The organism is Streptomyces cylindrosporus (assembly GCF_022698165.1).
Lineage (GTDB): Bacteria > Actinomycetota > Actinomycetes > Streptomycetales > Streptomycetaceae > Streptomyces > Streptomyces cylindrosporus.
The window spans coordinates 400,737-414,989 of the sequence record NZ_JALDAY010000002.1 but is presented as its reverse complement, the minus strand read 5'-3'; the positions used below and the strand labels follow the sequence as shown (position 1 = coordinate 414,989).

General features: G+C 72.9%; 11 protein-coding genes and 1 pseudogene. 10 read left to right on the top strand and 2 right to left on the bottom strand.

Features of this window, described 5'->3' with window-relative positions; translation table 11 throughout:
- Positions 1–66: 66 nt before the first annotated feature.
- A pseudogene (locus MQP27_RS06980) lies at positions 67–750 on the top strand (endonuclease V); the annotation flags it as partial.
- Positions 751–1,303: 553 nt separating this feature from the next.
- Positions 1,304–1,465 (top strand): morphogenic membrane protein MmpA, encoded by a 162-nt coding sequence (gene mmpA / locus MQP27_RS06975; RefSeq protein ID WP_372511149.1) that lies wholly within the window; start codon positions 1,304–1,306, stop codon positions 1,463–1,465.
- 27 nt (positions 1,466–1,492) lie between these two features.
- On the opposite strand, the gene MQP27_RS06970 is transcribed toward mmpA, so the two are convergent.
- Complete coding sequence (locus MQP27_RS06970; RefSeq protein ID WP_242762293.1) at positions 1,493–2,671, bottom strand: saccharopine dehydrogenase family protein; 1,179 nt, start codon at positions 2,669–2,671, stop codon at positions 1,493–1,495.
- Between the two features lie 213 nt (positions 2,672–2,884).
- Between MQP27_RS06970 and MQP27_RS06965 the strand changes: the two genes are divergently transcribed.
- The 8 genes from MQP27_RS06965 (at position 2,885) to MQP27_RS06930 (ending at position 13,469) form a co-directional block, all read left to right on the top strand.
- On the top strand, positions 2,885–4,033 hold the full coding sequence (locus MQP27_RS06965) for a CaiB/BaiF CoA transferase family protein (protein ID WP_242762292.1): 1,149 nt from the start codon (positions 2,885–2,887) through the stop codon (positions 4,031–4,033).
- The gene (locus MQP27_RS06960) at positions 4,030–5,172 is read left to right on the top strand and encodes an acyl-CoA dehydrogenase family protein (protein ID WP_242762291.1); all 1,143 of its coding nucleotides are present in this window, start codon (positions 4,030–4,032) and stop codon (positions 5,170–5,172) included. Before MQP27_RS06965 ends, MQP27_RS06960 begins: the two co-directional genes overlap by 4 nt.
- Positions 5,173–5,193: 21 nt before the next feature.
- Entirely contained in the window at positions 5,194–6,408 is a 1,215-nt protein-coding gene (locus tag MQP27_RS06955; RefSeq protein ID WP_242762289.1) for an acetyl-CoA C-acetyltransferase, read from the top strand.
- A gap of 39 nt (positions 6,409–6,447) precedes the next feature.
- The gene (locus MQP27_RS06950) at positions 6,448–8,625 is read left to right on the top strand and encodes a 3-hydroxyacyl-CoA dehydrogenase NAD-binding domain-containing protein (protein WP_242762287.1); all 2,178 of its coding nucleotides are present in this window, start codon (positions 6,448–6,450) and stop codon (positions 8,623–8,625) included.
- 80 nt (positions 8,626–8,705) lie between these two features.
- Positions 8,706–9,989 carry an MFS transporter gene (locus MQP27_RS06945; protein ID WP_242762286.1) on the top strand — a complete coding sequence of 428 codons (1,284 nt, stop codon included), beginning with the start codon at positions 8,706–8,708 and terminating at the stop codon, positions 9,987–9,989.
- Between the two features lie 92 nt (positions 9,990–10,081).
- Positions 10,082–11,710 carry a thiamine pyrophosphate-binding protein gene (locus tag MQP27_RS06940; protein ID WP_242762284.1) on the top strand — a complete coding sequence of 543 codons (1,629 nt, stop codon included), beginning with the start codon at positions 10,082–10,084 and terminating at the stop codon, positions 11,708–11,710.
- 107 nt (positions 11,711–11,817) lie between these two features.
- Entirely contained in the window at positions 11,818–12,558 is a 741-nt protein-coding gene (locus tag MQP27_RS06935; protein ID WP_242762282.1) for an IclR family transcriptional regulator, read from the top strand.
- Positions 12,559–12,743: 185 nt separating this feature from the next.
- The gene (locus MQP27_RS06930) at positions 12,744–13,469 is read left to right on the top strand and encodes an SDR family NAD(P)-dependent oxidoreductase (RefSeq protein ID WP_242762280.1); all 726 of its coding nucleotides are present in this window, start codon (positions 12,744–12,746) and stop codon (positions 13,467–13,469) included.
- Here the strand turns inward: MQP27_RS06930 and MQP27_RS06925 are convergent.
- Positions 13,446–14,228, bottom strand: coding sequence for a MerR family transcriptional regulator (locus tag MQP27_RS06925; protein WP_242762279.1), 783 nt, complete (start codon positions 14,226–14,228; stop codon positions 13,446–13,448). The two genes, MQP27_RS06930 and MQP27_RS06925, sit on opposite strands and share 24 nt — an antisense overlap.
- Positions 14,229–14,253 lie beyond the last annotated feature (25 nt).

Sequence of the window (14,253 nt, the reverse complement as noted above, 5' to 3'; positions counted from 1 at the left end):
CCCCGGCCTTCCCCGCGGCACGCGCCCGCCCCGGCCCCGCACAGCGCCATTACGCTCGTCCCCATCATGACGACCGTGAAGATCCCCGCGGGCTGGCCCGCGACCGAGGAGCAGGCCAGGGCCGTACAGGACGAGCTGCACGCGCGCGTGGTGCTCGACGAGCCCGGCCCGCCGCCCGGCACGGGACACGTGACCGGTGTGGACGTGGCCTACGACGACGAACTGGACGTGGTGGCGGCAGCGGCGGTGGTCCTCGACGCCGCCACCCTCCAGGTGGTCGCCGAGTCCACGGCCGTCGGCCGCGTCTCCTTCCCGTACGTGCCCGGCCTGCTCGCCTTCCGCGAGATCCCCACGGTCCTGGCCGCCCTCGACGCCCTGTCCGTCCCGCCCGGCCTGATCGTCTGCGACGGCTACGGCCGCGCCCACCCCCGCCGCTTCGGCCTCGCCAGCCACCTGGGCGTCCTCACCGGCCACCCCACGATCGGCGTGGCGAAGAACCCCTTCGCCTTCTCGTACGACGACCCGCCCGCCCCGCGCGGCAGCAGCTCACCGCTGCTCGCCGGCACCGAGGAGGTCGGCCGCGCTCTGCGCACCCGGGAGGGCGTCAAGCCGGTCTTCGTCTCGGTGGGCCACCGGACCGTCCTCGACAACGCCTGCGCCCATGTCCTCGCCCTGACCCCGCGGTTCCGCCTCCCGGAGACGACCCGGCGGGCGGACGCGCTGTGCCGGAAGGCCCTGCGGGAGGCGTCCCTGCCGCGCAAGCCGCTCGCCGAGGCCGCCGCGAACGACCCGACCCGCTCCTGGGGACGCGCCCTGTTCGAGCGCCGACGCGACCCGGTGACCTGGGCGGGCCGCGTGCTGGACGCGGCTGCCGGTCCCGTTCGGGAACCGGCGATCCAGGCCGCCGTGGACCTGGCGGGCGACCGGGACAGCTGGGACCGCGGGCGCGAGGTCTTCGGACTGGTCCGGGGCGCGGGTGCCGAGGAGCAGGCGACCGAGTCGGAGCGGATCGTGTTCCGCCTGGCCGAGTTGGTGGCCAAGCTGGCCCACAACGCGGCCGGCCCTCCGCCCTTCTTCGACCACCACGCCGGATGGCAGATCGGCCCCCTGGCCTGGCGTCTCGCCACGATCACGGACGATCCCGAGCTTCGGGAGCGGATCACCGACGCCCTGGGGGAGCGGCCGCCGGACGATTCCCGAGACGGGTACCTCGACGGCTGATCTGAGTATCCGGTCTGAGTATCCGTACGGATGTGGCCGGATCCCTTCGGTCGGCAGGCTTGCCCGCATGACGACGCACCGCATGACGACGCACCGCACGACCGCCCGGCGTTCCCCGAAGCCCCTCGTCGACCCGAACCGGCCCGTCGAGCGGGCCGTGACGGCCGCGCTCGTGCTCGCCGTGCTGGCGGGACTCGGCTGGATCGCCGGGATGATCTACACGGTCGCCGGGTGGTCGCTGTAGCCGCGGCTCACCCCATGTGACGGGGGCTCAACCGGTCGCGGCGACCCGGAACCTGATGCCGGCCCTGCGCAGGCGGTCCGTCAGCGCGTCGCCCATCGCGACCGCAGTGGTGACCTGGCCGGACGTGGCCGGCAGCTCGTCGAGGGCGAGGGACAGCGCCGACTCGGCGAACATCTTCGCCGTCTCGTCGTAGCCGGGGTCGCCGCCCGACACCTCCGTGAAGACCCGCCGGCCACCGCCCTCGCCGACGAAGCGGACCGAGAACCAGCTCTTCGCGCGCTTCTCCGCGTCCGGCCCTTCGCCGGGCTTGAGCCGGTCCGACAACCAGCGCCGCGCGGGCGGCAGTTGGGCCACGGTGACCAGAGCGCCCATGGCCGCCACCCCGCCCACCGCGACGGGCAGATGCCGGACGGCCGCGTAGTGGCGGTAGCGGAAGTCGGGGCCGTAGCGGTGCAGGGCCTTCGCCGACCTGGCCACGATCTGCGGGTCGATGGTCGGCAGCGGCAGCGCCCACGCGCCGACCTCCTTCGCGAACCGCGGCGCCCCCGTCGGCGCGGCGGCCCTTCGGCCCACCAGACGCGGCTCGTGCCGCCTGCGGTCCCGCTCGGCGGCCAGCATCGGCCGCACCCGCGCGAACTGGTTGAGCGCCGACGCGAACGTGCCGCCCGAGAAGGTGGCGTCGGCGGTCACGAACCCGTCGACCCTGAGCGGCACCCCCTCCGGCAGCTGCCGGACCGTGAAGTACGCGCCCAGGTCGTGCGGGATCGAGTCGAAACCGCAGGCGTGCACCAGCCGCGCGCCCGTCTCACGCGCGCGTGCGTCATGACGGACGTACGTCAGGTCCACGAACTCCGGCTCGCCGCTGAGGTCGAGATAGTCCGCCCCGCTGTCCGCGCAGGCGGCGACCAGCTCCTCGCCGTACGTCACGTACGGCCCCACGGTCGTCGCCACCACGCGCGCGTGCTCGGCGAGTTCGCGCAGCGAGGCCGGCTCGGCCGCGTCCGCCCGCAGCACCCCGACCTCGTCGCCGCCGGGCAGCCGCTCGCGCAGCTCCTCCAGCTTCCGCTCGCTGCGCCCGGCGACCGCCCAGCGCAGGCCCTCCGGGGCGTGTGCGGCGAGGTACTCCGCGGTGAGCGTCCCGACGAAACCCGTGGCTCCGAAGAGCACGATGTCGTACGGACGGTCCGTCCCGTTTAGCCTGCTCATGACACCCCTTGCTCCACAGTGCGCGCCGTTGTCGGTGGCCGAGGCTAGCGTGAGGAGTGCGGAGCCCGACAGCGAAGGTGCTGATCGCGGCTGCGGCCCGATAATTTCTAAGCGCTTGCTCGCCCGGGTCTTGTGCTCGGCGGGGCCCGTTCATAGCATCACCGGTGTTACATCAGTTGTGTCATACCCGCGGTCACGACTTCTGGGGGCTGGATGGCGACGACGCCACGACAGGGGCCGCTCACCGGCGTGCGCGTGGTCGAGCTGGCCGGCATCGGGCCCGGCCCGTTCGCCGCGATGCTCCTCGCCGACCTCGGCGCCGACGTCGTCCGCGTGGACCGCCCCGGCGGTGTCGGACTCGCGATCAACCCCGTGTACGACGTCACCAACCGCAACAAGCGCTCGGTGATCGTCGACCTGAAGTCCGCGGACGGCCACGCACGCGTGCTCGACCTCGTCGAACGCGCCGACATCCTCATCGAGGGCTACCGCCCCGGCGTCGCCGAGCGCCTCGGCGTCGGCCCCGAGGCCTGCCACGCCCGCAACCCGGCACTGGTCTACGGCCGCATGACCGGCTGGGGCCAGGACGGCCCCCTCGCCCACCGCGCCGGCCACGACATCGCCTACATCGCGCTCACCGGCACCCTCGGCATGATCGGCGAACCCGGCCGCCCCCCGGCCGTCCCGGCCAACCTCCTCGGCGACTACGCGGGCGGCTCCCTCTACCTCGTCGTCGGCGTCCTCGCCGCCCTGCACCACGCGCGCGTGCACGGCACCGGACAGGTCGTCGACGCCGCCATCGTCGACGGCACCTCCCACCTCGCCGCGATGATCCACGGCATGCTCGCCGCCGGCGGCTGGCAGGACCGGCGCGGCGCCAACCTCCTGGACGGCGGCTGCCCGTACTACGGCACCTACGAGACGTCCGACGGCAAGTACATGGCGGTCGGCTCCCTGGAGCCGCAGTTCTACGACGAGTTCGTCACCCTGCTCGGCATCCCGGAGCACGCCGACGCCCGCAAGGACTGGGTCCGCTGGGGCGAGCTGCGCGAGGCGGTCGCCGCCCGCTTCAGGTCCCGTACCCGCGACGAGTGGACGGCCGTCTTCGACGGCTCCGACGCCTGCGTGGCGCCCGTACTGACCCTGCACGAGGCACCGGACCACCCGCACCTCGCCGCCCGCGGCACCTTCACCGACCACGGGGGCATCACCCAGCCGGCCCCCGCGCCCCGGTTCTCCGCCACGCCCACCGCCGTACGCACCGGCCCCGCACAGCCCGGCGCCGACACCGCCGGCGTGGCACGCGACTGGGACGTACCCGACCTTCTGAAGGACCAGGAACCCATGAAGGGCCCCGAATGAAGCGGCAGATCTTCGCCCCCGAGCACGACGCGTTCCGCGAGACGGTACGTGCCTTCCTGGCCAGGGAGGTGCTGCCGTACTACGAGCAGTGGGAGAAGGACGGCATCGTCTCCCGTGACGCGTGGCGGGCGGCCGGCAAGCAGGGCCTGCTGGGGCTCGCCGTGCCCGAGGAGTACGGCGGGGGCGGCACGGCCGACTTCCGCTACAGCGCCGTACTGGCCGAGGAGTTCACCCGCGCGGGTGCCCCCGGCCTCGCGCTTGGCCTGCACAACGACATCATCGGCCCGTATCTGACCTCGCTCGCCACCGAGGAGCAGAAGCGGCGCTGGCTGCCCGGCTTCTGCGACGGCTCGACCATCACCGCCATCGCCATGACCGAACCCGGCGCCGGCTCCGACCTGCAGGGCATCAAGACGCATGCCGAGGACCGCGGCGACCACTGGGTGCTCAACGGCTCCAAGACGTTCATCTCCAACGGCATCCTCGCCGACCTGGTGATCGTGGTCGCGAGGACCACCCCGGAGGGCGGCGCGCGCGGGCTGTCGCTGCTGGTCGTGGAGCGGGGCATGGACGGCTTCGAGCGCGGCCGCAACCTCGACAAGATCGGCCAGAAGGCCCAGGACACCGCCGAGTTGTTCTTCACGGACGTGCGCGTGCCGAAGGCGAACCTGCTCGGCGAGCTCAACGGCGCGTTCGTCCACCTGATGACGAATCTCGCCCAGGAGCGGCTGAGCATCGCCGTCTCCGCGATCGCCGCCGCCGAGCACCTGCTGGAGATCACCACCGACTACGTCAAGGAGCGCGAGGCCTTCGGGCGGCCCCTCGCGACCAAGCAGCACATCCGGTTCGAAGTGGCCGAGATGGCCACCGAGTGCGCCGTCACCCGCACCTTCCTCGACCGGTGCATAACCGACCACTCCGACGGCACGCTCGACGCGGTGCACGCCTCCATGGCCAAGTGGTGGGCGACCGAGCTGCAGAAGCGGGTCGCCGACCGCTGCCTCCAACTGCACGGCGGCTACGGCTACATGAGCGAGTACCCCGTCGCCAAGGCCTTCACCGACGGCCGCATCCAGACCATCTACGGCGGAACCACCGAGATCATGAAGGAGATCATCGGCCGTTCCCTGCTCGGCTAACCCTCATTGAAAGGCTTCTCCGTGAGCACCGAAGCGTACGTGTACGACGCGATCCGCACCCCGCGCGGCCGCGGCAAGGCGAACGGCGCCCTGCACGGCACCAAGCCCATCGACCTGGTCGTCGGCCTCATCCACGAGCTCCGCGGCCGCTTCCCGGGCCTCGACCCGGCCGCGATCGACGACATCGTGCTCGGCGTCGTCGGCCCGGTCGGCGACCAGGGCTCCGACATCGCCCGGATCGCCGCGATCGCCGCCGGACTGCCGGACACGGTCGCGGGCGTCCAGGAGAACCGCTTCTGTGCGTCGGGCCTGGAAGCCGTCAACATGGCCGCCGCCAAGGTCCGTTCGGGCTTCGAGGACCTGGTCCTCGCGGGCGGCGTCGAGTCCATGTCCCGGGTGCCGATGGCCTCGGACGGCGGCGCCTGGTTCAACGACCCGATGACCAACCTGGCCGTCAACTTCGTGCCGCAGGGCATCGGCGCCGACCTCATCGCCACCATCGAGGGGTTCTCGCGGCGTGACGTCGACGAGTACGCGGCGCTGTCGCAGGAGCGCGCGGCGACCGCCTGGAAGGAGGGGCGCTTCGACCGCTCCGTCGTCCCCGTCAAGGACCGCAGCGGTCTGACCGTCCTCGACCACGACGAGCACATGCGCCCCGGCACCACCGCCGACTCGCTCGCCAAGCTGAAGCCGTCCTTCGCGGACATCGGCGACCTGGGCGGCTTCGACGCGGTGGCCCTGCAGAGGTACCACTGGATCGAGAAGATCGACCACGTCCACCACGCGGGCAACTCCTCCGGCATCGTCGACGGCGCCTCCCTCGTCGCCATCGGCAACCGGGAGGTCGGCGAGCGCCACGGCCTCACGCCCCGCGCGCGGATCGTCTCCGCCGCCGTCTCCGGCTCCGAACCCACCATCATGCTGACCGGACCCGCGCCCGCCACCCGCAAGGCACTCGCCAAGGCCGGGCTGACCATCGACGACATCGACCTCGTCGAGATCAACGAGGCCTTCGCGGCGGTCGTCCTGCGCTTCGTCAAGGACATGGGACTGTCCCTCGACAAGGTCAACGTCAACGGCGGCGCGATCGCCCTCGGCCACCCGCTCGGCGCGACCGGCGCGATGATCCTGGGCAGCCTGGTCGACGAACTGGAGCGCCAGGACAAGCGGTACGGCCTCGCGACCCTGTGCGTCGGCGGCGGCATGGGCATCGCCACGATCGTCGAGCGCATCTGACCCCCGACGGATACGACGGATCACACGGAGCACCTCCACATGAGCACTCAGTCCACGACCATCCGCTGGGAACAGGACCGCACCGGCGTCGTCACCCTCGTCCTCGACGACCCGAGCCAGTCCGCGAACACCATGAACCAGGCGTTCCGCGACTCCCTCGCCGTGATCACCGACCGCCTGGAGGCCGAGAAGGACTCCATCCGCGGCATCATCGTCACCTCCGCCAAGAAGACCTTCTTCGCCGGCGGCGACCTGCGCGACCTCATCCGCGTCACCCCCGAGACCGCACAGGACCTCTTCGACGGCGGCATGGCCATCAAGCGCAACCTGCGCCGCATCGAGACCCTGGGCAAGCCGGTCGTCGCCGCCATCAACGGCGCGGCCCTGGGCGGCGGTTACGAGATCGCCCTCGCCTGCCACCACCGCGTCGCCCTCGACGCGCCCGGCTCCAAGATCGGCTGCCCCGAGGTCACCCTCGGCCTGCTCCCCGGAGGCGGCGGCGTCGTCCGCACGGTCCGCCTCCTGGGCATCGCCGACGCCCTCCTGAAGGTCCTCCTCCAGGGCACCCAGTACAACCCGCGGCGCGCCCTGCAGAACGGCCTGGTCGACGACGTCGCCGCCACCCCGGACGAACTCCTCGCGAAGGCGCGCGCCTTCATCGACGCCAACCCCGAGTCCCAGCAGCCCTGGGACAAGCCCGGCTACCGCATCCCGGGCGGCACCCCCGCCAACCCCAGGTTCGCCGCCAACCTGCCCGCCTTCCCGGCCAACCTGCGCAAGCAGACGGGCGGCGCCCCCTACCCGGCCCCGCGCAACATCCTCGCCGCGGCCGTCGAGGGCTCCCAGGTCGACTTCGAGACCGCGCAGGTCATCGAGGCGCGGTACTTCGTGGAGCTGGCCGCCGGCCAGACGTCGAAGAACATGATCCAGGCCTTCTTCTTCGACCTCCAGGCCGTCAACTCCGGCGCCAACCGCCCGGGGGGCGTCGAGCCCCGCCGGGTCCGCAGGGTCGCCGTGCTCGGCGCCGGGATGATGGGCGCGGGCATCGCCTACTCGTGCGCCCGCGCGGGCATCGACGTCGTCCTGAAGGACGTGACGCAGGAAGCCGCCCTCAAGGGCAAGGGCTACTCCGAGAAGCTGTGCGCCAAGGCCGTCTCCCGGGGCCGTACGACCCAGGCGAAGGCGGACGAACTGCTCGCCCGCATCACGCCCACCGCCGACCCGCAGGACGTGGCCGGCTGCGACGCGGTCATCGAGGCCGTGTTCGAGAACCCGGAGCTCAAGCACAAGGTCTTCCAGGAGATCCAGCACATCGTCGAGCCGGACGCGCTGCTGTGCTCCAACACCTCGACCCTGCCGATCACCGCCCTCGCCGAAGGCGTCGAGCGCCAGGCCGACTTCATCGGACTGCACTTCTTCTCGCCCGTCGACAAGATGCCGCTCGTCGAGATCATCAAGGGCGAGCGGACCGGCGAGCAGGCCCTCGCGCGCGCCTTCGACCTGGTCCGGCAGATCAAGAAGACACCGATCGTCGTCAACGACTCCCGCGGCTTCTTCACCTCCCGCGTCATCGGCCACTTCATCAACGAGGGCGTCGCCATGGTCGGAGAGGGCGTCGAGCCCGCGTCGGTCGAGCAGGCGGCCGCCCAGGCCGGCTACCCGGCCAAGGTCCTCTCCCTGATGGACGAGCTGACCCTCACCCTCCCGCGCAAGATCCGCAACGAGTCCAGGCGGGCCGTCGAGGAGGCGGGCGGCACCTGGCCGACGCACCCCGCCGAGGCCGTCATCGACCGCATGGTCGACGAGTTCGGGCGCACGGGCCGCAGCGGCGGAGCGGGCTTCTACGACTACGACGAGTCCGGCAAGCGGACCGGCCTGTGGCCCGGACTGCGCGAGCACTTCACCAAGCCGGGGTACGAGATCCCGTTCCGCGACATGCAGGAACGCATGCTCTTCTCCGAGGCGCTCGACACCGTGAAGCTCCTCGAAGAGGGCGTGCTGACCTCCGTCGCCGACGCCAACATCGGCTCGATCTTCGGCATCGGCTTCCCCGGCTGGACCGGCGGCGTCCTGCAGTACATCAATGGGTACGAGGGCGGGCTCGCCGGATTCGTGGCACGCGCGCGTGAGCTCGCCGAGCGGTACGGGGCGCGCTTCGAGCCGCCCGCGCTGCTGGTCGAGAAGGCGGAGAAGGGGGAGCGCTTCACGGACGCGTGACGCGTCCGAGCAGGCGAGCGTTTCGGGACGCGTGACGTGCTCCGGGGGCCGTGAGCCCCTGGACCTCCCGGCGTCGGCTGGTGCAGTCTGCCGAGGTGCTGCTGACGCCGGGACGTCTCGTCCCCTCCGCCTACCGGCCGGTGCTCGCCCACCGGGTCCTGCGGCGGCTGATCCTCGGCTTCGCCGTCTCCTACCTCGGCGACGGCATGAGCTTCGTCGCGGTGGCATGGCTCGCCATCGAACTCGCGCCGCAGGTGAGCGCGGGGCTGTGGGTCGGCGGCGCGGTGGCCGCGTACACACTGCCGGGCGTGATCGGCGCCCTCGCCTTCGCACGCCGGCTGCGCCGGGTGCCGGCCCGGCAGCTCCTGCTCGCCGACAACGTGGTGCGCGGCGTGTTCCTGGGCGTCGTACCCCTCGCCTCCCTCGCGGGACTGCTCACCCCCACCCTGTACGTCGTCCTGCTCGCGGTCTCCTCGCTGCTGCACGCGTGGGGCAGCGCGGGCAAGTACACGCTGCTGGCCGAACTGCTGCCCGAGGAGCAGCGGCTCGCCGGCAACACCCTTGTCAGCACGCTCAACTTCGCCGCCACCATCGCCGGACCGGCGATCGCCGGGGTCCTCGTCACGTACACCGGCTCCGCGTTCGTGATCGGGCTGGACGCGCTGACGTACGTCTTCCTCGCCGTGCTGATCGCACGCACCCGGCTGCCGGGGTCGGGGCGGGTCGAAGCGGTCGACCACGAGGCCGCGCGCGGCGGATTCGCGCTGCTGCGCTCCCACCCCGAACTGCTCGGACTGCTGACGCTCACCTGGTTCTTCAACTTCCTGTACGGCCCCCTCGAAGTCGCCCTGCCGCTGCACGTCACCGACGACCTGCACGCGCCGGGCACGCTGCTCGGCCTCTACTGGGCGCTGTTCGGCGTCGGCGCGGTGACCGGCGGACTCGCGGTCGGCGCGCTGCGCCGGCTGCCTCTGTGGCCGGTGACGGTCGCGATCGTGATCGGCTGGGGCCTGACGCTGCTGCCGTTCGGACTCGGCGCGCCGACGGCCGCCACCGTCGCGTCCTTCACCCTCGGCGGCGCGATCTACGGACCGTTCGTCGCCCTCTCCGCGACCCTCATGCAGGCCAAGGCCCCACCGCGGCACCTGGCGGCGATGTTCGCGGCCAACAGCGCGGCCCTGCTCACCGCGTCCCCGCTCGGCACGGCCCTCGGCGGCCCGCTCACCGCGGCGCTCGGCCCGCGGGCCACCCTCGGCGCCTCGGGCCTGGCGACCGTGGCACTCGGCGCCGCGGCAACCGTCCTGCTGGCGGCCCGCCGCGGGAAGGACACCCGGCCCGGCCGTCCCCGGACCACGTACCGCTGAGCGACACGGCCCCCTTGCCCATCACCCCCCGGGCGCCCCACGCTGACCGCGAACGCCCCGCACGGCAGCCGTCCCCCCACGAGGAGCCCCCCATGGGATACCGTCCCGCCCTCGCCGTCCTGGACATCCTGCGCGGCGAGGGCGTGGACCGCGTCTTCGGCAACCCCGGCACCACCGAACTGCCGTTCCTGGCCGCCCTCGCGGACGCGCACGGCGCCCCCGAGTACGTGCTCGGCGTCCACGAGGGCGCCGTCGTCGCCATGGCCGACGGCTACGCCCGCGGCACCGGCCGCCCCGCCTTCGTCAGCCTGCACATCGCCGCCGGCCTCGCCAACGGCCTGATCGGCCTGCTCAACGCCCGCCGCTCCCGCACCCCCCTCGTCGTCACCGCGGGCCAGCAGGACCGCCGCCACCTCCAGCAGGACCCCATGCTCTCCGGCGACCTGATCGGCCTGGCCACGCCCGCGGTGAAGGCGGCGTACGACGTCCAGCACGCCCACGACCTGCCGCTCGCCCTGCGCCGCGCCTTCGCGCTGTCCGTACGGCCGCCCGCCGGGCCGGTGTTCCTCTCCGTCCCCATGGACATGCTCGGCGAGCCCACCGAGGTCGAGGTCCCCGCGCGCACGCCCCTGCCCCCGCCCGCCCCGGCCGCCGGCCTGGAACGAGCCGCCCTCCTGCTCGGCGCCGCCGCCCGCCCGGCGATCGTCGCCGGGGACGGCGTGGGCCGCGAGGACGCCCTGCCCGCACTCGTGCGCACCGCGGAGGCGTGCGGGGCCGTGGTCCACCACCAGCCGATGGCCGACTGCCTGAACTTCCCGACCACGCACCCCCTTCACGCCGGAGTGCTGCCGCCCCGGCACGACGCCATCCGCGCCGCGCTCGCCGCGTACGACACCGTCCTGATCGTCGGAGCGCACGCCTTCACGCCCCACCACTACAGCCCCGGCCCCGCCCTGCCCCCCGGCCTCACGGTCGTCCAGCTCGACTCCGACGCGCACGAGATCGGCCGCAACTTCCCCGCCACGACCGGGCTGGTCGGCGCACTCGCGCCCTCCCTGCACCGCCTCGCCGAACTCCTGCGCGACCAAGTCCCCGCCCACACCGCGAAGGCCCGCACCCTGCGCGCCGGCGACCGCCACACCGCCGAACGCGAGCGCGCCGAGACCGCCGCCCGCGCCGCCTACTCCCCGGCCCCCCTCGCCCCCTGGGCCGCCGCCCACGCCGTGGCCCGCGGGCTCCCCGCCGACGCCGTGGTCGTCGAAGAGGCCATCACCGTAGGCCTGTTGCTCCGCCGCCTCGTTCGCCTCGAACGCCCCGGCAGCTACACCCACACCGTCGGCGGGGGCCTCGGCTGGGGCATCGGCGCCGCCGTCGGCCGCGCCCTCGCCGAGCCCGGCCGCCCGGTCGTCGCCGTCCTGGGCGACGGCTGCACCCTGTTCGGCCTCCAGGGCCTGTGGTCAGCCGCCCGCCAACCCGCCCCCGTCCTCTTCGTCGTGATGAACAACGGCGCCTACCGCACCCTCCAGGACACCTACGAGGCCATGGGCAACCAGGGAACCTGCCCCGGCACCGAACTCGGCCCCCTGGACTTCACCCGGGCGGCCGGCTTCTTCGGGGTGGACGCGGTACGCGCGCAGAGCGCGGACCACTTGCGCGAACTGGTCGCGGGGGCGGGCGCGTTGACCCGCCCGCTGCTGGTGGACGTACCGCTGCGGGAATGAACGATCCATTCCGTACGACGTCGACTCCGTGCGACGTCGACCTGCGGCGCGGATTCACGGTGCCGCACGCCTTGTCACCCGGCCGCGTCGGCCACCACCATCGGTCCATGACGGACGGTCAGATTCCGAAGTCCGTGCTCGCGCGCGGGGCTTTGCTGCTGCGTGTCTGCGCCGAGGCCGACGTCGCTCTCAGCCTCGCCGAGCTTGCCCTGCGCACGGGGCTGCCGAAGCCGACCGCGCACCGGCTGGTCGGTGAGCTGGTGCGGCTCGGGCTGGTCGAGCGGACCGCGGAGGGTGGCTACCGGATCGGCCTCGGACTGTTCGTGCTGGGGCAGTCCGCGCCGACCGTGCGCGAACTGCGGGACGCGGCGCTGCCGTACCTCGGCGACCTGCACGAGGCGACACACGAGAACGTGCACCTGGCTGTCCCCGACGGCACCGACACACTGTTCCTGGAGAAAGTCACCGGCCACCGCGCCACCCCGATCGTCTCCCGCACCGGCGGCCGCCTGCCCGCGCACTGCACGGCCACCGGCAAGGTCTTCCTCGCCGAGGACCCGTCCCCGCCCCGCCGCACCCTGCCCCGCCTCACCCCGCGCACCCTGGTCCTCCCCGGCCAGCTCGCCCGCGACCTCGCCCTGACCCGGGCCCGCGGCTACGGCGTGAACCTGGAGGAGGCCGAGGTCGGCGTCTCCGCCGTCGCGGCCCCGATCTACGCCCGGGACCACGGCCCCCGCCCGATCGCCGCGATCTCGGTCACAGGCGGCACCCGCCGACTGGACGTGGACCGCGTGGGCGCGAGGGTGTGCGCGGCGGCAAGAGCACTGACCCGCAAACTGTCGGCGTGACCTGCGCCGCAGGGCACCGCCGCGACGGCCGCCGCGCACACCCTCGCGCCCACGATGCGGTGCGTTTCAGCCCGTACGCCGACGTCGACACCCCGCCGATCCCCCGACCGCGTGCGGCAGCCAGGTGGTTTCAGCGAGTGGAATGTGCCCTTGCCGAGTGACTGACGGGTCATCACACTCGGCGCATGGAGACGCGTACCGCCCTGGTGACCGGTGCGGCACAGGGGCTCGGGCAGGAGTTCGTCGTCGCGCTCGCCGGGCGTGGGTACCGGGTGGCCGGACTGGATCTGTTTCCGCAGCCGGAGACCGCGGGCAGGGTGCTCGACTACCTGGAGCTGGTCGGTGACGTCACCGACGAGGAGCAGGTGAGGGCGGGGCTGGAGCGGGTGATCGACCAGTTCGGCACGGTGCACGTCGTCGTCAACAACGCCGGCGTCCACCCCGCGAAACCCTTCGAGGAGACGACCGCCGAGGACTGGCGCCGCGTCATGCGCGTCAACCTGGAGGCCCCGTTCCTGGTCACCCGGGCCGCGCTGCCGTACCTGAAGGCCGCCGGATGGGGCCGGATCGTCAACATCGTCTCCGCCGCCGTCTTCACCGCGCCGCCCACGATGGTCCCGTATGTCGCCTCGAAGGCCGGTCTGATCGGCTTCACCCGGGCACTCGCGTCCGCCCTCGCCCCGTACGACATCACCGTCAACGCGATCGCGCCCACCATGGTCCGCACCGCCACCGCCGAGCGCACGGTCGGCGCCGCCGGCGGCTTCGACGAGGTCCGCTCCGGCCAGGTCGTCAAGCGCACCCAGCAGCCGTCCGACCTGGTCTCCACTCTCCTCTACGTGGTCGACGAGGGCAGCGGCTTCCTCACCGGCCAGACCCTCAACGTGTCAGGAGGATCGGCCTTCCTCTGACGCCGCGAGCCACTGGTGCACCTCGTCCCGGAGCGACCGCTGGAACGTCGTCAGCAGCGCCTGCACGACGATGGGCTGCATGTGCGCCGACAGCGACTTCACGTCCTCCTCGGCCCGCTCGGCCACCTCGCCCCTGAACAGCTGCGACAACTCGTGCGCGGCGGCCCGCGAGTGCGCGACGAGCACCTTCCGCGCCGCCAGGATCGCCTCCTGCGACAGCGGTACGTCGAGCAGCTGCACGGCGAGCCGCAGCAGCCCCGCGTCGACGCGGTACCCGTCCGCGTCCTCCGTGTCCTCCGCGTCCTCCGCGTCCTCCGCGTCCTCGGCGTTCGGCCGCACCACGCCCATCGCGGTGAGCCGTTCCACGTCGTCCGCGCCCAGCGGCCGCCCTGCCCGCCGCCGGAGCTCCTCCGCGGACACCGTCTCCACCGTGTCCGGCGCCCAGGAGGCCACCACGGCCCGGTGGATGGCCAGGTCGCGATGGCTGAGGTCCGGCGGCAGCTGCTCCATGTAGCGCTCGATCGCCGCCAGCGTCATGCCCTGGTGCTGGAGCTCCTCGATCAGCGCGAGCCGCGCCACGTGCTGCTGCCCGTAGTGCCCCACCCGTCGAGGCCCGATCACCGGCGGCGGGAGCAGCCCCTTCGTGCCGTAGAACCGGACCGTGCGGACCGTGATGCCGGCCCGCGCGGCCAGTTCGTCGATCGTGAGCGTCGGCTCGCCCGTGTCGCTGCCGGTGCCGCTGGCCGTGTCGGTCGTCATGTGCAGCAGTATCGCTGTCACACCA